Source organism: Sulfurirhabdus autotrophica, assembly GCF_004346685.1.
Taxonomy (GTDB): Bacteria; Pseudomonadota; Gammaproteobacteria; order Burkholderiales; family SMCO01; genus Sulfurirhabdus; species Sulfurirhabdus autotrophica.
In genome coordinates this window covers 26,955-44,613 of sequence record NZ_SMCO01000025.1, presented here as the reverse complement: position 1 = coordinate 44,613, position 17,659 = coordinate 26,955, and the positions used below count along the sequence as shown (strand labels likewise).

Below are 17,659 nucleotides of genomic sequence, written 5' to 3'. Positions count from 1 at the left end.
ACTACAAGCCTTCGCAGGCAGTAGCTACGTCTCAGAACAGACCGATTTCGATAACCAATTAAATTTGTTCGATTTTTAACCGGACACTAGTGATTTTTACTACAAAATCCGCTACTTGGGCAATGCCAACTGGTAACACTAGCGGTAAGGATGGCAATTTCCATAGTGCTTCTAAAACAGTGGCAATGGCTCCATTTTCAAGATCATTCCGCTGTACTTCCAGACACCGCCCAAACTGACTTAGCCAGTCCACCAGAAACGCTTCCTCTGGCCAATCAAATCGACGCAGATACAATACAGGCACACCATTCACTGCCGCTTCTGCAAAACTGCCATATCCCGGTTTGGTAATCAGCGCGTCACATGAGCACAGAATATCAGTAAAACTCATACCCAACGCTTCCAGTTCGATCGCATCCGGATGGCAAACGCCCCAACTGCGCTGAACTACCCACTTTACTCCAGCAATGCTCGGCCATTGCTCTACTGGCAAACGCATCTGTATACCACCCATGGCGACCAAAACCAGCTTCACATCCTGCGTTAGCCCAAATTTTGCATCTATTTCTGCACGGCGATTGATGCCTGTTTGTCCAATTGGGCCGAGTTCCAGCGTATTCTGTAATTGCAGCATGGGCATGGAGGGTTGCAGCCTGACAAAATGCTCTGCGCTATTGTAGGCTGCCAGCATCTGCCGGTGAATTTTAGCTGCACCGGGCAAACCTGAGCAGTAATGCTCATATATATCTGCCCAATTTAACGAACACATACCTAAAGCAGGAATGCCAGCGTGTTTGGCAGCTGCCAAAGTGAGGTAAGAAACATCTGAAAACACCAGATCAGGCGCATTTTGTTGCAGCACTTCAGCTTGCTGCGCTATTTTACTTGCCCAGTTCTGGTGAAAATCTGTATAGGCTTGCGCACTTTCTTCCACCAGCACTTCTACTGCATTGGCCATGCACATGCCAAAATCAGTCGCTGCACAAATGTGCTCAAAAGGCCCATGAATCCGGCTTTGCAACTTTTCAACGGGTACTGCACACTGCACGGTGAGCTTTAATGCAGGTATCCGGCGGCGCAATTCATTCAGTACTGGTGCAATTTGAGCAATATGACCAAAACCATGTGAAGAGATATCAACAAATAGATGAGGGCTGTGCGACTTCCGGTTTTCAGGCAGCATTTGCAGGCTGTAAAAGCTGTTTCAATAACGGTATGGTAATCGGCCGTTTGGTTTCAAGAGAAAACCGATCCAGAGAATCCAGCATCGCGAGCAAAGAAGGCATGTCTCGACGCCAGTGCCGCAAGAGATATTCTGCGACTTCTTGAGAGAGTTCAAAACCCCGTTCTTGGGAATGGGTTTTCAATGCCTGAATTTTTTCCACGTCACTTAACGCGTGGATCTGATAAATAAGCCCCCAGCCAAGACGAGTCACCAGATCCTGGCGCAATGTAAGCTGCGCAGGCGCACAATGACCGGAAACCAGCAATACGCCCTGCCCTTCACGCATACGGTTATACAGATTAAACAATGCTATCTGCTGCTGTTCATCCAGTAGTTCTACATCATCCACCGTGACAACTGCATTTTCCAGCGCTTCGGGGTCAATTACTTGATGCATACCGGCATTGATATAGATTACGTCGCGCTGATTCACACTCATGCTTTGAAGAAACGCTTTCAGCAAATGGCTTTTGCCACTACCTGTTTCCCCCCAGACATAAACAAAACGCTCTTGCAAACCTGAGGCTGCCAATGTGTATAACATTTGCAGCAATTCCACATTATGCCCGGCAATAAAATTGGCCAAAGAGGGAGATTGCGGTGGAGAAATATCAAGAATTAATTGTTTCATCAGTAAACTATTTTCTATAAAAGCGGAAGTTTCAACCTTGATAACTTGTGCTATCCATGTACTTTCTGCGCACCTGGCGTAACCCGACAAGAAGCACGGCACTAGCCGGAAGCGCCAATAAAATACCAAAAAACCCGAATAACTGACCAAATGCCATCAAGGCAAAAATAACAGCAAGTGGATGCAAACCAATACGCTCTCCAACTAGCCAAGGTGTAACAATCATTCCTTCCAGCAGCTGGCCAACACCAAAGGCAATCCACACGGGCACCAGCCCACCCAACCCTTGAAACTGCATTGCCCCCGCCAACGTGGCCAGCGTCAGCCCCAATATCATGCCCAGATAAGGAACAAAGACCAGCAAGCCGGCGATTATACCGATTGGCAGCGAATATTCTAAACCCGCTATCCAAAGTGCCAGGGAATAGAAAACAGCCATTAACAGCATGACTGAAATCTGCCCACGCAAAAATTCGCCCAGCACCTGATCTGATTCTTTTGCAAGGGCAGACACCCGTGCATGCCAACGACGCGGGATCATTTCATCAATATGTGCAACCATGATATCCCAGTCACGCAACAGATAAAAAAACACCACAGGCACCAATAATGCATTAACCAACAGCCCCACCAGCGCCATCCCGCTGTTCCCCAAAGACGGTAACACCTTGGCAGCCAACCCGCCTGCGCTTTGCCAATGAGCAGCCAGGGCAGTCTGCACGGCAGAGCTATCTAATTGCAACTCCACACCAAACCGGGCTTTCAACCAGGGGGCTACCTGAGTTCTGAACCAGTCGACGTAACCGGGCAACCGCTCAACCAGCAATTGGGTTTCCTTTTCAAACAAGGGCACCATAATCAGGAACAATGAAACAAACAACACCGCCAGAAAAATCATGGTCAGCAACACACCGGCAGTCCGCGGAATTTTGCGCATTTCCATTTTATCCACTAATGGGTCGCAAATATAAGCCAATATGGCGGCAAACAGAAAAGGGGAAAGGATCGGGGCAAGCAGATAAAGTAAAAACAGGGTAATCCCTGCAAAAGCAAGCCACCACAAGTAATTCAGATCGTCTGAGCGTTTTGTTGTCATTTGAGGTAAAATTGTCGAAATTTCTTTATTGAAATAAAGAGCTACTTTATCCTGTAGAAAGCGAGAACTCAACTTGAGCCAGAAAGACGCAAACAAAGATTCCTTAAGCTACCGCGATGCCGGTGTTGATATAGTTGCAGGCGATGCACTGATAGAGAATATCAAACCCTTCGCCAAAAAGACCATGCGCCCTGAAGTAATGGGGGGAATTGGCGGTTTTGGTGCGCTATTTGAAATCTCGAAAAAATTTAAAAATCCCGTGTTGGTTTCCGGTACTGACGGTGTAGGTACCAAACTCAAACTGGCGTTTATGCTGAACAAGCACGACACCGTAGGTATTGACCTGGTGGCCATGAGTGTTAACGACATCCTTGTGCAAGGGGCTGAACCCCTGTTTTTCCTGGATTATTTTGCTTGTGGAAAACTGGATGTTGCCGTTGCTACTGACGTGGTAAAAGGCATAGCAGCGGGTTGCGAGTTATCCGGCTGTGCACTTATCGGTGGTGAAACCGCTGAGATGCCTGGCATGTATCCTGCAGGGGAATACGACCTGGCCGGTTTTGCAGTCGGTGCCGTAGAAAAAGAAAAAATCATCAGTGGCGACACCATTTGTGAAGGGGACGTGGTGTTGGGCATGGCATCCAGCGGTGCTCACTCCAACGGTTATTCCCTTATCCGCAAAATCATTGAACGCACCGGTATCGACCTGAACTCGGATTTCCATGGTCAACCCCTGGCGGATGTTGTCATTGCGCCAACGCGTATTTACGTCAAGCCACTGCTTGCGCTGATGGAAAAACTGCCGGTTAAAGGCATGGCCCATATTACTGGCGGCGGCTTGCTGGAAAACATTCCCCGCATTCTGAAAGACGACCTTACCGCTGTTCTGGACAAAAATGCCTGGCAAATGCCTCCACTATTCCACTGGTTGCAAGCAGAAGGCAATGTAGAAGCCAATGAAATGTATCGCACTTTCAACTGCGGCATCGGCATGGCAGTCGTGGTTGCACAGGAACACGCTGAAGCGGCAATGAAACAGTTGCGCGATTCAGGGGAAACAGTTTGGAACATTGGCCGCATCCAGAAACGTACTGAAGGCCAGCCGCAGACCGTAGTGCAATGAAACGAATAGTCGCCCTGATTTCAGGGCGCGGCAGCAACCTCCGCGCTATATTGGAAGCAGATTTACCCGTTACCATTGTAGCGGTGATTAGCAACAAACCTGACGCTGCGGGGTTGCAGCTCGCAGAACAGTACGGCATCCCGACACAAACGGTTAATCACCGTGATTACCCGGATCGTGAATCGTTTGATGGTGCACTGGCTGACATTATTGATGCTTACCAACCTGACCTCATCGTGCTGGCTGGGTTTATGCGCATTTTGACTGATGGTTTTGTTATCCGTTATCAGGGAAGAATGATCAACATTCATCCCTCCCTGTTGCCCGCCTTTCCGGGGCTGGATACCCACGGACAGGCACTCAGGGAAGGTGTAAAAATACATGGATGTACCGTTCATTTTGTGACCCCAACCCTGGATCATGGACCGATCATTGTTCAGGCCGCTGTTCAGGTGCTGCCTGACGACACATCCGATACACTGTCAGCGCGCGTATTGGAACAGGAACACAAAATCTATCCCCAGGCCATTCAATGGTTTGCGGAAGGGCGTTTACATATCAATAACCACGGTATTGTGAACCTCAGCGCGCCAAAGTTGTCTCACGACGTACTGTTATCACCATGGGAACCCCAGTGAAATTTCTGCTCTTAATTGTTTTATTCTGTTTTTCTGCACTCACACTGGCAGGCACACCTCAACGTGTGAATGCCACGTACAGTTTTTATAAAAGTGGCCAGGAAGTGGGTGTGGTCACAGAAACATTTACTCGTACTGGCAACCGCTATGAAATTCTGAGCGAGACCAAAGCAATCGGCATTTTTGCCTTATTTGCCAAAGGAAATATCAAATTAATCAGCCGTGGGGAAATCACCAAAGACGGTTTGCGCCCTTTACATTTTGAACATCACCGAGGCAGTGATCCTGAGAAATTGATTGTTGCTGACTTTGACTGGAAAGCACAAACACTTACCATGAAATATGATGGTAAAACCGAAACCATGGCACTTGTGCCCGGCACTCAGGACCGAATCAGTCGCATGTACCAGTTCATGTTTGAACCTCCAAAAGGCAAGTCATTGGCGTTTTCCATGAGCAACGGCAGAAATATTGACCAGTATCACTATGTGCTCACCGATCAGGAACTACTTAAAACCCCAGCAGGATCATTCAAAACCAGTCATTTTGTCCAGCAGCATAAGCCAGATGAAAACGGTGCGGAAATGTGGCTGGCAAACACTATGCGTTATTTTCCTGTATTGATCATTATCAAGGAAAAAGACGGCGGAAATTTGGAACAGCAACTAACGAAGCTCACCATTAAATAATTCATGAATCTTACCAGCCGTACCGCAATTTCTAAGAAAATTGTATGGGCACTGGTTTTATCTATCGTCGTTCACCTGTTGCTCTGGTATGGACCTCAGATACATTTACCATTTAATCAAATCGAATCTGCCCCACTTGATGTCAGATTAGTGTTGCCTCAAAAACCCGTTCCGGCGGAAATAACCAAACCCAAGATCAACACTAAACAATCATCCCGCTCAAAACCGCCCACACCGCGAATTCTCAAACCGGCCCCCTCTGAAGCCATTGCAGAGGCACCTCAACCGCCCATAGCTGAAGACGTCTCAAGGGAAAGCCAACCAATCAAGGAGGCCCCAGAGCCTGTTGCACAGATAGAAAAGCCGCAACAAAAAATTGATGCCCCTTATCCTTTACCCAAACAAGCCGAGATTCACTTCAACCTCTACAAAGGTGAAAACGGATTAAACGTGGGTAAGGTCGTCCAAACCTGGCAAATACAAAACAATCGCTATTCCCTGACTAGCGTTGCTCAAGCCACAGGTATTTTCTCCTTGATAAAGTCCGGTAAATTTGTACAGACCAGCCAGGGAAAACTGACAGATAACGGACTGGAACCTGATGCATTCTGGATCCAGCGTGGGCAATCAGCTGACAGCACCGAATCGGCCCAACTCGACCACCGAAATAAAACACTGACTTTGAGCTCAGCACAAAACACGACCACCCTGCCACTTCCCGATGGCACACAAGATTTATTAAGTTTTACCTACCAGATAGCAGCAAATCCACCAAAAATAGGACAAACCCTCCAACTTTTCATCACAAACGGCAGAAAACTGGATGCCTATGAATACCAGGTTATCGGTGAAGAATTACTGGAATTACCCCAGGGGAAAACCAAAACGCTACACCTGAGCAAAGTCCACAAACCGAATGAAGATGGGACTGACATCTGGTTTGGAATTGAGCAGTATTACTTGCCTGTCAAAATTCGTTTTACCGATCGTGACGGCGGCGTTGCGGAACAAATTGCCAGTGAAATCCAGATTAAATCTGAAAAAAACAATAAAGCTGATGCAGCGACAGAACAACAGCCCCTATCAGGTTCATAACCCTCTCCACTTTTGGCTAAGACTAACTGGCTTCGCAAGGCTTTGTTTTTCGGCGCCTCGATGGATTCTAAATATTAGGATTAAAAATTTTAGGTGAAATTTATAGCTTCAAACACCAAACTCATTTAAAATCAGCCACTTTACTATCTTCACACTGCCCGTCATGCCTCTTTATCCCGAACAGTTAGAACTCGCCGTTGCCGCATTACGCTTCATTTTGCCGCTCAGAGAACCTGCTGATGTCACGCTTAGCCGTTTTTTCCGCGAAAATCCTAAATTAGGGTTGAATGACCGTGCGTTTATTGCTGAAACAGTATTCGGCATTTTACGCCGCAAACGCTTTTTGGAAACAATCACCGGAAAACCAACCCCTCGCTTGTTGCTATTAGCCTATCTGGCGCGCTTGCAAGGCATGAATATGCGTGAACTGGAACCTTATCTGCAAGGTGATGAGGGCGACCGCATCAAGGAAATAAAAGCCGTTTCGACTGATTCTCTGCCGCTCGCAATCCAGGCGGATTTTCCTGACTGGCTGGTTGAAAAATTACAAAGCTTCATGGACGATAAAGAGATCATGACGCTGGCGCGTTCTATGCAACAACCTGCTTCTCTGGATATTCGCGTCAATACCGTGCTCGCAAATCGTGATGAAGTACTGGAAGTTTTAAGCAAAGATGGCATTGAAGCCCAACCCACACCATTCTCTCCTATCGGCATCCGCCTTAAAGCAAAGCCTGCCATCAACAAGCATCCGCTTTTTCTGGAAGGCAAAATAGAAATTCAGGACGAAGGCAGCCAATTACTCGGCTTTATTGTCGGGCCAAAGCGTCAGGAAATGATCGTTGACTTTTGTGCAGGTGCCGGGGGAAAAACACTGTTGCTTGGCGCACTCATGAAATCACAGGGGCGCATCTATGCTTTTGATGTGTCTGAGAAGCGACTGAACAACCTTAAACCACGTCTCAAACGTTCGGGCTTAAGTAATTTGCACCCTCAACTGATCAACAATGAAAATGACAGCAAAGTAAAACGGCTGCATGGGAAAATCGACCGCGTATTGGTCGATGCGCCTTGTAGCGGGCTGGGAACACTGCGCCGCAACCCTGATCTAAAATGGCGCCAAACGCCTGAAGCCATCGAAGAGCTTAAAGTAAAACAAGCCGCTATTCTTACCAGCGCCTCCAAGCTACTCAAAACGGGTGGACGACTGGTTTATGCCACCTGCAGTATTTTGAAAGAAGAAAACGAAGGGATTGTTGAAGCCTTCCTCGCAGCTCACCCTGATTTCGAGCTGAAAAATTGTGCAGAAATTCTCGCTCAGCAACAAATTGCGGTTGATACCGGCGAATATTTGCGACTCAACCCTGCTGTTCACGCCACTGATGGCTTCTTTGCTGCAGTGATGGAAAAAAGAACACCCATGGACGCGCCAGCTGCAACTTAATACTGCACTAAGATAACAACTGGCTGCATCATTTCGCAGCCAGCCACTATTTTACTTCGATTTCCCACAGCAACCGTATACCGACCAATGCATAGCGTGTAATGGCAGTATTCCAGTTTCGATATGATGAAAGAGCATAAAATTACCAGATGAAATCAAGACAAATTGCATACCCAAAATATTCTTAATCACCCGCGTCGAAGAAATGGCTAATGCAACAAAACTCAAAGGCATGTTCATCAAGATGAAATACGCTAGACGTATCCGCACAACAAACCCTTAAAATAAAACATCAAAAGCGCCGCATAAATTCCTGAGAGTGCGCCCAATGCACTTGCCAGTTATTCACATACTGCTTTGCAAGTGCTTCATTTCCACGCAAAACCAGCACATTCTCCGCATTCTTTTCTTCTGCCGCCTTGGTAAAGTTGAATGAACCTGTTACCACATTGATTTCATCGCAAATAATAATCTTGTTATGCGCAATGGCATGCAGTGAATCGATTCGCACAGGAATATCATGATTGGCGATAAATGAAGCTGAAGAATATTTTTCTGAATTCTGGCTTTTATCCAGGATCACTTTCACATCTACGCCTCGTGCCTTCGCATCAACCAGCGCTTTGGCTATCGGTGCACTGGTAAAGCTATAGGCCTGAACCAGAATACTTCGTCTGGCTTCCCTGATCGCATTCACCACAGCATCAGTTGCCCCGCCCTTAGGGCTAAAGGCCAATTCTACCGTACCGGTTGCAGGCAAAAGATTTGCAGAAGCGCCATTCAATTCGGCAACAACGGCATTATAAGCGGCTTTCATTCCGCTGGACTTGGCAAAAACAGCCACATTTATTGCAATCGTGGACAGAAGCAACAAAGCCACAAAACGTTTATTAAACAATCGTTATACCTGCCACATTTAACAAAAAAAATTAAACACAAAGATGCAGAAACAGTATAAACCGAATCACAGAAAGCGAAATCACTGCTTAATGAAAATACCATGATAGAATTTCAAGAACATCAATCTACCTTATTCATTGAATCGTGCAGAATACAAAAGAAATCCACAACCTGCTGGTAGAATTGCTAGCCAATTTAGAACAAACAGCCCTTATTTGGCAGCTATCAATACTGGCTGTCAGCCTGATAAGCGCATGGTGGATAAATCGGATCATCCGCAAACGATTTCCTCACGAAACCAGTGCCTGGCAAGCGGGCATCAGCGGAATCAATCGCATTACTTTCCCGGTAGCTGCCACTTTGCTGGTATTGGCAGGCAAATCCATACTTAAACATTGGCAATCAGTTTCACTCCTTAATATAGCGGTTCCTCTGCTACTTTCCCTGGCCATGATCCGCATCATGGTTTATCTGCTGCGTAAAATTTTCGCAACAAGCACCTGGATCAAACCGTGGGAAAGAGTCATAAGCTCGGTTATCTGGGTTGGACTGGCGCTACACATTACAGGATTTCTTCCCGCAATACTTGAAGCATTGAATGAATTCAGTTTTGATATCGGTAAAAACCACATTTCACTCTTAACTGTATTACAGGGTGTCATTTCAATCAGCATCACTGTACTGTTAGCCTTGTGGCTAGGCGGCCTGCTGGAAAGTCGCATCATGCAGGCCAAAAATCTGGATATGAATTTGCGTGTATTAGCCACAAAATTTCTCCGTGCAGTAGTACTCCTTTTAGGTGTTTTAATCGCATTGCCGGCACTGGGAATAGACCTCACGGTTCTATCCGTTTTTGGGGGGGCATTGGGCGTTGGATTGGGATTTGGCTTGCAAAAGATTGCCAGTAATTACTTCAGTGGATTTATTATTCTGCTGGACAAATCGATCCACATTGACGATCTGCTTACTGTAGACAACCGTTTCGGTTCCGTTTCGCGCCTCACTGCACGTTATATGGTACTCAAGGGTGTCGACGGAACAGAGTCCATCATTCCTAACGACACCCTTATCACCTCTACAGTCGTCAATCATTCCTATTCAGACCGCAAAGTACGCATTAACATCCCAATCCAGGTAAGTTACCAAAGCCCATTAGAAACAGCAATGCGTATCATTCTTGAAGCCGCAAAATCCCAACCCCGTGTAATAGCAGATCCCGAGCCAAAAGTATTTCTGAAAGAGTTTGGCGATAACGGTATCAATCTGGAACTGGGCGTCTGGATTTCCGATCCGGAAGAAGGTCAACTCTCACTCCGATCCGATATTAATCTCGTCATTTGGCACGAATTCCAGAAACAGGGTATTGAAATTCCATTCCCGCAACGGGACATCAGAATCATCAATCCACCAGCAGGAATGCCTGAATACGGGGGCTGAGCAGCATCAAAAAAACGTTTTTCATATTTTGTGAAATAATGTAAAATCAGCATGTTGCATTTCAAAATTTAAGGAACACTAGATGCCTTTAGGCCTTATTGATTTACCATGGTGGGGTTATATTGTTGTAGCCCTCGCCTTTACGCACATTACAATCGCTTCTGTCACAATTTATCTGCATCGTCACCAAGCCCATCGGGCGCTGGACTTGCATCCTATCCCCAGCCATTTTTTCCGTTTTTGGCTGTGGTTGACAACAGGCATGATCACCAAAGAATGGGCTGCCATTCACCGCAAGCACCATGCCAAGTGTGAAACGCCAGAAGATCCACACAGCCCCCAGGTATTGGGCATCAAAAAAGTATTTTTTGAAGGTGCTGAGCTATACAAGGCTGCCCGCAAGCAAACCGAAACCATGGAAAAGTATGGTCACGGTGCACCGGATGACTGGCTCGAACGCAATATTTATGCCAAACACAGTGGAACAGGGATTGTACTGATGCTACTCGCAGATGTACTGCTATTCGGACCGCTTGGTTTGACCATCTGGGCAGTACAAATGATGTGGATCCCTATTACGGCAGCCGGCATAATAAACGGTATTGGCCATTACTGGGGTTATCGCAACTTTGCGTGTGAAGATGCCAGCACCAACGTGTTTCCTTGGGGCATATTGATTGGTGGTGAAGAGCTACACAACAATCACCATGCCTACGGGACCTCTGCAAAATTATCAAACAAATGGTATGAGTTTGACATTGGCTGGATGTACATCCGTATCATGGAAATGCTGGGCATAGCCAAAGTTAAAAAAATGGCACCCAAAGTGCGCTTCAACAGCGGAAAAGCTATTTGCGATTTTGATACATTGCAGGCGATCATCACCCACCGTTATGATGTAATGACCAAATATACCCGCTCTGTAAAAAGCATCTATGCTGAAGAAATCAGCAGGATCAAGACCAACATGCCGGATCTGAACGATTTGGCAACGATGAAGACAATTAAACACTGGTTGCATCTGGATGCCAGCGAGCTTCAGGATCAGGAAAAAGCAAAACTGTCAGAAATACTGAGCAAAAGCCAGGCCCTTGCCACCGTTTACGCTATGCGTCAGGAGCTTGTTGCTTTATGGGCGCGTTCTACCGCTTCTAAAGAACAGTTGGTCCAACAACTGCAGGACTGGTGTCAACGCGCCGAATCCAGCAACATAGACTCATTACAGCAATTTTCAAGAAAGCTGCGCTGCTACGCTTAGCAACACATTTTTGCACAACAAAAGGGAGCCACTTGGCTCCCTTTTGCATTTCACCATCAACCACACCAACTATCTAAAATCCAGAATAACCATTCACCATTAGCCTTTGCTGCAATTTTCACATCGGAGCCTATCGCTACTGTAAATTGCCGCTCCTGATTATCAATCAACTTCGGCCAGTTAACCCATTGAGCTGCATTAACAATATGCTGGGGGTGTTTACAAGTCAGTGTGCGCAACACTTTACAATTAACCGCCACAAGGTATTGGCTTTCTGTGTGTCTCTGCGGTAAATTAAACGGCTCTGGAATGGAATATCTCCAAAACCAGTTAGAGCTATCCATAAAACCCAGCAACAGCCTAAGCGGATAGATAAAGCACAAATTAAAAGAGCCCGCATAAATGCGGGCTCTTTTAATCAGCAACCTAAGCGTTTTATTTCAGCTTGGTTTCTTTGTACATAACATGCTTGCGTGCAACAGGATCGTACTTCTTGATTTCCATTTTTTCAGGCATGGTGCGTTTGTTCTTTGTCGTGGTATAGAAATGACCTGTACCAGCGCTTGATTCTAACTTGATTTTTTCGCGCATGATTTATATCCTTAAATTTTCTCGCCGCGTTCACGCAGTTCAGCCAACACAACATCGATACCTTTCTTATCAATGGTACGCAGACCAGCATTGCTAACACGCATGCTCACCCAACGATTCTCGCCTTCAACCCAGAACTTGCGATTTTGCAGGTTTGGTAAAAAACGACGCTTGGTTCTGTTATTTGCATGGGAAACATGGTTTCCCGTCATCGGCTTTTTGCCGGTAACTAAACATACTCGGGCCATGATTTATGACTCCCATATCGGAAAAAACGACATTTATACCATATTTCAGATGAACCGTTCAAGTTTATAATCACTTTAATTTAACCACCCGGTTGCATTCGTTTGAATATCAAGCGATTTAGCTAAATCCATCCTTTTAGTATCTAGTAGGAAATAGGGCGGTCAGTCATAGAGACAAACTCGGTCAGTGTTTTTCAAAAATTTTGCAGAAAGGCTATAATTCCCGGAAAAAATTGCTATGATTGTCCTTAAAAAACCCTGCCGGTTAAATAAATACTTTCCGGCCATAAAGGCAATCTAATAAAATTCATGCAAACTGATTCCACCACCCTGATAAAACTCATTAATTGGCTGGCAGGGACTGTTGCCATATTTATCGCCGCAGCTGTACCAGCCAGCTATTTATTTATTTCTTATCAATATGTTGGGGCTGAACTCCAAACCAAAGCCAACTATACCGCGATCCAGATCACTGCTTTAATCAATAAAACCCCGGCAACATGGATACGTGAGGAACAAAAACTTACTGCCTTGCTTTCCAGCATACCTGAAACTGAAAAAACCCCTGAATCGAGTTTCATAACGGACATCCACGGTAAAACAATTGCTAGCAGCCCAACAAACTGGCCTGCTACTGTAACGATTTCCCGCTCTGCAGCGTTCTATGATTCCGGCCTTGAAATCGGGAATGTCACGCTAATCAGATCGCTTTTGCCTTTATTTACCACAACTGCCCTATTTGGTTTGGCTGGAATTACTTTAGGGTTAATCATTTTTATTGCACTCCGGGTATTACCTATACGCGCTTTGAATAGTGCAGTTAACGCAATGCGCCAAAAGGAAAAACGCCTTCAGGTTGTTTTGGAAAATGCAGCAGATGGTATTCTGAGTGTAGCGCTTGATGGCTTAATTGAATCCAGCAACCCAGCTGCAGAGAAAATTTTCGGGTTACCTCAGATAACCGGCATGAACTTTAGCGAACTGGTTCCTGATCCGCACGCTACCCGTTTAACAAACCAGCTGACTCAAAGAGGTAAATCCGAGTCCATTGGTAAGCATGCAGATGGGTCTTCTTTCCCCATTGAGTTGGATATCAGTGAAGCGATGATGGATAAACGCTTAACGCTGATTGTTATTGTTAGAGATATTTCAGAACGAAAGGAAGCAGAACAAAAACTCTCTTTTCTGGCCAATTTTGACAGCCTCACGGGATTGCCAAATCGCAGTTTATTCAGGGATCGCCTTGCGCAAGCAGTGGCTCGAGCAGATAGACAAGAGCATTTGGTCGCTTTACTCTTCCTTGACCTGGATAGATTCAAAACCATCAATGACAGCCTGGGCCATACAAGTGGCGATCATTTGCTGCTGCAAGTTGCACATCGCTTAAAATCAGTGCTGAGAAAATGCGACACTGTTGCCAGATTGGGTGGAGATGAGTTCACGCTGATACTGGAAGATATTTCACATATCGATGTTGTATCCGGCTTGGCAAATAAAATCCTGGATATTTTTGCAGAGCCTTTTGTTCTGGATAATCAGGAATTTTATATTTCCACCAGCATTGGCATTACGCTCTATCCTTTTGACGAAACTGACATCGATAATCTCATCAAAGATGCCGATACTGCCATGTACCACGCTAAAGCCATGGGCAGGAATAATTACCAGTTTTACACTCAGGAAATCAACAAGAAAGACAATGACCGCTTGACGTTGGAGACCGACCTTCGAAAAGCGTTGGACCGTGATGAGTTCCAGCTACATTTCCAGCCGAAAATCAATCTGAAAAACGGTAAGGTAGTGGGTGTAGAAGCACTATTACGCTGGAAAAATCATCCTAATGTTTCACCCGCAGCCTATATCCCACTGTTAGAAGAAACGGGTTTGATTATCCCGGTAGGTGAATGGGTATTGCGAACCGCCTGCAACCAGATCCGCGCTTGGCAAGCGGAAAAACTACCGGCTTTACATATTGCGGTCAACCTTTCAGTTCGGCAATTCAGTCAGAAAGATCTGATCGATACAATCTCCCGAATTCTCAATGAAACAGGGCTGGAACCCTATTTACTTGAACTGGAAATTACTGAAAGCTTGCTCATGGATAACAAGGAAAGCAATATTGCCATCCTGACAAATATAAAAAATATGGGGGTTCGCATTTCCATGGATGACTTTGGCACAGGCTATTCTTCACTCAGCTACCTGAAGCGGTTTCCAATACACACATTGAAAATTGATCAGTCTTTCGTCAAAGGCATCACGACCAATGCGGATGATGCTGCAATTGCAGGTGCCATCATTAATCTGGCTCACAGCTTACGTCTTAATGTTGTTGCTGAAGGCGTAGAAACACAAGAACAACACGATTTCTTGCTTCAGAATGATTGCAACCAGGCTCAAGGTTATTTGATCAGCCGCCCTTTGCCAGCAGCGGAATTCGAAACATGGCTCAAGGCAAGAAATGCCTGAGTTTACATAGCGGTAATATCTGAATCTGACTAAATCCTGCAGCCTATCTAATTATAAAATGCCTTTCTCAGAAAACGAGAGTGCGCAATTTTTCCCAACAATAAAATGGTCCAGCACCCGAATATCTACCATGCCCAATGCAGATTTTAATGATTGAGTTAATATTTCATCGGCACGACTGGGTTCTGCTACACCTGAAGGGTGATTATGGGCAAAGATAATTGAAGCTGCGTTGTGATACAAGGCGCGCTTGAGCACTTCACGAGGATAAACACTGGTCTGGGTGAGCGTACCTCGAAACAGCTCTTCAGATGCAATAACACGATTCTGTGCATCCAGGAACACCCCCACAAACACCTCATGTTCACGGCCAGACAGCGTAAGCCGCAAATAATCTCGCACAGCACCAGGAGAAGTGAGTGCATCCTGCTGTTGCATTTGTTCTGATAAAGCACGCTTAGCCATTTCCAGCACAGCCTGCAATTGTGCAAATTTAGCCGACCCCATTCCTGGCATCTGACAAAAGTCTGCCTGACTAGCGCTAAACAAGTTGGTCAGGCTACCAAACTGCGATAATAATGCGCGGGACAAATCGACCGCCGTTTTACCCTGTATGCCAGTGCGCAAAAATATGGCAAGTAACTCAGCGTCAGAAAGGCTGGCAGCCCCTTTGGTTAAGAGTTTCTCACGTGGTCTTTCGTTTTCGGGCCAGTCTGTAATCGCCATGGGCGCATTATGACAAATAAGTTTATAAAACGATAGGCCATTTCCATAACATTTTGTGAATTACACTGAAGAGTTTCGCGAACTGGCACGATAAGATATATTACGCTTTTGATTTCACTACATTTACCTATTCGGTGTTAAGCATGGCTGAACTTTCAAACAAGCGCATATTGTTGGGCATTACTGGCGGGGTAGCTGCCTACAAGGCAGCGGAACTCACGCGCTTAATGGTGAAGAGCGGTATCGAGGTACAGGTTGTCATGACCCAGGCTGCCTGCCAATTTATCACCCCGGCCACACTTCAGGCACTCAGCGGCAAACCGGTTTTTACCGATTTATGGGATGATCGCATTGATAACGGAATGGCCCATATCGACTTCACCCGAAATATAGACGGGCTGCTGATTGCGCCTGCCAGCGCTGATTTCATTTCAAAACTAGTGCATGGTTCCGCAGATGACTTGCTTTCTACAATTTGTCTTGCACGCGCCTGCCCCATCATGGTTGCACCTGCCATGAACAAGCAAATGTGGGAAAACCCCGCTACACAGCGCAATATAACTCAACTCAAACGGGATGGCGCTACTGTATTCGGTCCTGCCAGCGGGGCGCAAGCGTGCGGTGAAATTGGCATGGGACGCATGCTGGAGCCGGAAATATTAATTGAAGAAATTGAATCTTTCTTCCAGCCAAAATTGCTGAAGAACCGCAAAATACTCATTACTGCCGGCCCCACCTTTGAGGCTATCGATGCTGTTCGCGGTATCACTAACCTGAGTTCGGGGAAAATGGGTTATGCTGTCGCGCGCGCAGCAATCGAAGCCGGTGCTGAAGTAACCTTGATTTCTGGTCCATCCTGTATTACCCCTCCCAGCAGCGCAAAGCTGATATCCGTTACCAGTGCGCAGGAAATGCTGAATGCAGTTAACGATGCGGTGGAAGGCATGGACATTTTCATCAGCGTGGCAGCCGTATCCGATTATTATGTACTGAACCCCAGCGAGCAAAAGATCAAGAAAGATGCACATATTCTCACGCTGGAGTTAGCGCCTAATCCGGATATCGTGGCAAATGTTGTCAATCTTCCTAACGCACCTTTTTGTGTGGGCTTCGCCGCAGAAAGTGAAAACCTGTACGAATTCGCTGAAATGAAACGGCGGCGTAAAAACCTGCCTTTGCTGGCAGCCAACCTGGTGCAGGATGCCCTTGGTAGTGATGAAAGCGAGCTGGTTCTCTTTGATGATGAAGGAACGCACCCCCTCCCCCTCGCACCAAAAATCACATTGGCCAGACAACTGATAGAACACATTGCTAAACTCTACATTCCTTCATCGCAGGAATCAGGCACCAGCAAATCGACTAAAAGAACTGTTACTAAATAATTATCCAGAAGGAACATGCATGCGAAATATTGACCTCAAGATTATGGACGAGCGGTTAAAAGAACATTTGCCCTGCTACGCAACACCTGGCTCTGCTGGACTGGATTTGCGGGCCTGCATCGACCACGTCCTCACCTTGCAACCGGGGGAGACCGAATTGATCCCTACCGGCATTGCCATTCATATTGGCACGCCTGATCTGGCAGCATTAATTCTGCCGCGTTCCGGCCTTGGGCATAAACACGGCATTGTTTTAGGAAATCTGGTTGGCTTGATCGATTCTGATTATCAGGGTCAGCTTTTTGTTTCGTGCTGGAATCGCAGTAAATCCGCGTTCATTCTGAATCCGATGGAACGCCTGGCTCAATTGGTTATTGTTCCGGTCGCCAGGGTTGGATTCAACATTGTGGATGACTTTGAATCGAGCGAGCGAGGTGAAGGAGGCTTTGGAAGTACTGGCAAACATTGATTGTCGGTTTTTTTTACAACTAAAATCATACCTGCTATTTACCGCTCAAACAGAGGCGCACATTTATCTATTGCCTTCTGCCGATCTTGAACAACTTATTGACTTTTCAATAAGTTGTTCCCATCCATAAAAAAATACATTATCATGAACATGGGTTTATCTGGATCAATTGAGATAAATTCACATTCTACGTAGCTACAGATGGGTTTATTTGTACCCATAATAGAAATAGATAATC

Annotated in this window: 18 protein-coding genes; 10 read left to right on the top strand and 8 right to left on the bottom strand. The window is 46.0% G+C overall.

From position 1 onward, the window contains the following. Window positions 1-58: 58 nt before the first annotated feature. From EDC63_RS16510 to EDC63_RS16500, 3 genes are read right to left on the bottom strand one after another with little or no spacing between them, the layout of a single operon-like run. Complete coding sequence (locus EDC63_RS16510) at window positions 59-1,183, bottom strand: glycosyltransferase family protein (protein ID WP_132920961.1); 1,125 nt, start codon at window positions 1,181-1,183, stop codon at window positions 59-61. Next, complete coding sequence (gene hda / locus EDC63_RS16505) at window positions 1,173-1,856, bottom strand: DnaA regulatory inactivator Hda (protein WP_124947001.1); 684 nt, start codon at window positions 1,854-1,856, stop codon at window positions 1,173-1,175. Before hda ends, EDC63_RS16510 begins: the two co-directional genes overlap by 11 nt. Before the next feature lie 31 nt (window positions 1,857-1,887). Further along, window positions 1,888-2,952 (bottom strand): AI-2E family transporter, encoded by a 1,065-nt coding sequence (locus EDC63_RS16500; protein WP_124947000.1) that lies wholly within the window; start codon window positions 2,950-2,952, stop codon window positions 1,888-1,890. A 73-nt stretch (window positions 2,953-3,025) separates the two neighbouring features. Between EDC63_RS16500 and purM the strand changes: the two genes are divergently transcribed. From purM to EDC63_RS16475, 5 genes are all read left to right on the top strand, one after another. Next, a complete protein-coding gene (purM, locus tag EDC63_RS16495) occupies window positions 3,026-4,075 on the top strand; it encodes a phosphoribosylformylglycinamidine cyclo-ligase (RefSeq protein ID WP_124946999.1) in 1,050 nt (349 codons plus the stop codon). Beyond that, window positions 4,072-4,713: a phosphoribosylglycinamide formyltransferase gene (gene purN, locus EDC63_RS16490; RefSeq protein ID WP_124946998.1), complete on the top strand. Its 642-nt coding sequence runs from the start codon at window positions 4,072-4,074 to the stop codon at window positions 4,711-4,713. The genes purM and purN overlap by 4 nt, the downstream gene beginning before the upstream one ends. After that, a complete protein-coding gene (locus EDC63_RS16485) occupies window positions 4,710-5,402 on the top strand; it encodes a DUF3108 domain-containing protein (RefSeq protein ID WP_165923023.1) in 693 nt (230 codons plus the stop codon). Before purN ends, EDC63_RS16485 begins: the two co-directional genes overlap by 4 nt. 3 nt (window positions 5,403-5,405) lie before the next feature. Then, window positions 5,406-6,497: a DUF3108 domain-containing protein gene (locus EDC63_RS16480; RefSeq protein WP_124946996.1), complete on the top strand. Its 1,092-nt coding sequence runs from the start codon at window positions 5,406-5,408 to the stop codon at window positions 6,495-6,497. A 163-nt stretch (window positions 6,498-6,660) separates the two neighbouring features. Further along, the gene (locus EDC63_RS16475; protein WP_124946995.1) at window positions 6,661-7,941 is read left to right on the top strand and encodes an RsmB/NOP family class I SAM-dependent RNA methyltransferase; all 1,281 of its coding nucleotides are present in this window, start codon (window positions 6,661-6,663) and stop codon (window positions 7,939-7,941) included. Between the two features lie 292 nt (window positions 7,942-8,233). On the opposite strand, the gene EDC63_RS16470 is transcribed toward EDC63_RS16475, so the two are convergent. Further along, window positions 8,234-8,839 (bottom strand): phospholipase D family nuclease, encoded by a 606-nt coding sequence (locus EDC63_RS16470; RefSeq protein WP_223248330.1) that lies wholly within the window; start codon window positions 8,837-8,839, stop codon window positions 8,234-8,236. Window positions 8,840-8,985: 146 nt separating this feature from the next. Here EDC63_RS16470 and EDC63_RS16465 point away from each other — a divergent pair, with 146 nt between their 5' ends. Then, window positions 8,986-10,278, top strand: a complete 1,293-nt coding sequence (locus tag EDC63_RS16465; protein WP_124946994.1) for a mechanosensitive ion channel family protein — start codon at window positions 8,986-8,988, stop codon at window positions 10,276-10,278. Between the two features lie 82 nt (window positions 10,279-10,360). Then, on the top strand, window positions 10,361-11,536 hold the full coding sequence (locus EDC63_RS16460) for a DesA family fatty acid desaturase (RefSeq protein WP_124946993.1): 1,176 nt from the start codon (window positions 10,361-10,363) through the stop codon (window positions 11,534-11,536). Between the two features lie 56 nt (window positions 11,537-11,592). Here EDC63_RS16460 and EDC63_RS16455 read toward each other — a convergent pair whose 3' ends face one another. The 3 genes from EDC63_RS16455 to rpmB form a co-directional block, all read right to left on the bottom strand. After that, the gene (locus EDC63_RS16455; protein WP_124946992.1) at window positions 11,593-11,880 is read right to left on the bottom strand and encodes a hypothetical protein; all 288 of its coding nucleotides are present in this window, start codon (window positions 11,878-11,880) and stop codon (window positions 11,593-11,595) included. A 91-nt stretch (window positions 11,881-11,971) separates the two neighbouring features. After that, window positions 11,972-12,127 carry a 50S ribosomal protein L33 gene (gene rpmG / locus EDC63_RS16450; RefSeq protein WP_124946991.1) on the bottom strand — a complete coding sequence of 52 codons (156 nt, stop codon included), beginning with the start codon at window positions 12,125-12,127 and terminating at the stop codon, window positions 11,972-11,974. An 11-nt stretch (window positions 12,128-12,138) separates the two neighbouring features. Continuing rightward, window positions 12,139-12,375, bottom strand: coding sequence for a 50S ribosomal protein L28 (gene rpmB, locus EDC63_RS16445; RefSeq protein ID WP_124946990.1), 237 nt, complete (start codon window positions 12,373-12,375; stop codon window positions 12,139-12,141). A gap of 309 nt (window positions 12,376-12,684) precedes the next feature. Here rpmB and EDC63_RS16440 point away from each other — a divergent pair, with 309 nt between their 5' ends. After that, entirely contained in the window at window positions 12,685-14,844 is a 2,160-nt protein-coding gene (locus EDC63_RS16440; protein WP_124946989.1) for a putative bifunctional diguanylate cyclase/phosphodiesterase, read from the top strand. 51 nt (window positions 14,845-14,895) lie between these two features. Here the strand turns inward: EDC63_RS16440 and radC are convergent, their stop codons facing one another. Continuing rightward, window positions 14,896-15,570: a RadC family protein gene (radC, locus tag EDC63_RS16435; RefSeq protein ID WP_124946988.1), complete on the bottom strand. Its 675-nt coding sequence runs from the start codon at window positions 15,568-15,570 to the stop codon at window positions 14,896-14,898. A 143-nt stretch (window positions 15,571-15,713) separates the two neighbouring features. Here radC and coaBC point away from each other — a divergent pair, with 143 nt between their 5' ends. Together coaBC and dut are read left to right on the top strand one after the other, a co-directional pair. Beyond that, window positions 15,714-16,952, top strand: coding sequence for a bifunctional phosphopantothenoylcysteine decarboxylase/phosphopantothenate--cysteine ligase CoaBC (coaBC, locus tag EDC63_RS16430; RefSeq protein WP_124946987.1), 1,239 nt, complete (start codon window positions 15,714-15,716; stop codon window positions 16,950-16,952). 19 nt (window positions 16,953-16,971) lie between these two features. Then, window positions 16,972-17,421 carry a dUTP diphosphatase gene (dut, locus tag EDC63_RS16425; protein ID WP_124946986.1) on the top strand — a complete coding sequence of 150 codons (450 nt, stop codon included), beginning with the start codon at window positions 16,972-16,974 and terminating at the stop codon, window positions 17,419-17,421. Window positions 17,422-17,659: the final 238 nt, after the last annotated feature.

Bases quoted from the DNA above. Each gene is read 5' to 3' on its own strand.
- purN (WP_124946998.1), top strand. From the start codon at position 4,072: ATGAAACGAATAGTCGCCCTGATTTCAGGGCGCGGCAGCAACCTCCGC.
- dut (WP_124946986.1), top strand. From the start codon at position 16,972: ATGCGAAATATTGACCTCAAGATTATGGACGAGCGGTTAAAAGAACAT.
- hda (WP_124947001.1), bottom strand. From the start codon at position 1,856: ATGAAACAATTAATTCTTGATATTTCTCCACCGCAATCTCCCTCTTTG.
- radC (WP_124946988.1), bottom strand. From the start codon at position 15,570: ATGGCGATTACAGACTGGCCCGAAAACGAAAGACCACGTGAGAAACTC.
- rpmG (WP_124946991.1), bottom strand. From the start codon at position 12,127: ATGCGCGAAAAAATCAAGTTAGAATCAAGCGCTGGTACAGGTCATTTC.
- EDC63_RS16480 (WP_124946996.1), top strand. From the start codon at position 5,406: ATGAATCTTACCAGCCGTACCGCAATTTCTAAGAAAATTGTATGGGCA.
- EDC63_RS16475 (WP_124946995.1), top strand. From the start codon at position 6,661: ATGCCTCTTTATCCCGAACAGTTAGAACTCGCCGTTGCCGCATTACGC.
- EDC63_RS16500 (WP_124947000.1), bottom strand. From the start codon at position 2,952: ATGACAACAAAACGCTCAGACGATCTGAATTACTTGTGGTGGCTTGCT.
- rpmB (WP_124946990.1), bottom strand. From the start codon at position 12,375: ATGGCCCGAGTATGTTTAGTTACCGGCAAAAAGCCGATGACGGGAAAC.
- EDC63_RS16460 (WP_124946993.1), top strand. From the start codon at position 10,361: ATGCCTTTAGGCCTTATTGATTTACCATGGTGGGGTTATATTGTTGTA.
- coaBC (WP_124946987.1), top strand. From the start codon at position 15,714: ATGGCTGAACTTTCAAACAAGCGCATATTGTTGGGCATTACTGGCGGG.
- EDC63_RS16455 (WP_124946992.1), bottom strand. From the start codon at position 11,880: ATGGATAGCTCTAACTGGTTTTGGAGATATTCCATTCCAGAGCCGTTT.
- EDC63_RS16510 (WP_132920961.1), bottom strand. From the start codon at position 1,183: ATGCTGCCTGAAAACCGGAAGTCGCACAGCCCTCATCTATTTGTTGAT.
- EDC63_RS16440 (WP_124946989.1), top strand. From the start codon at position 12,685: ATGCAAACTGATTCCACCACCCTGATAAAACTCATTAATTGGCTGGCA.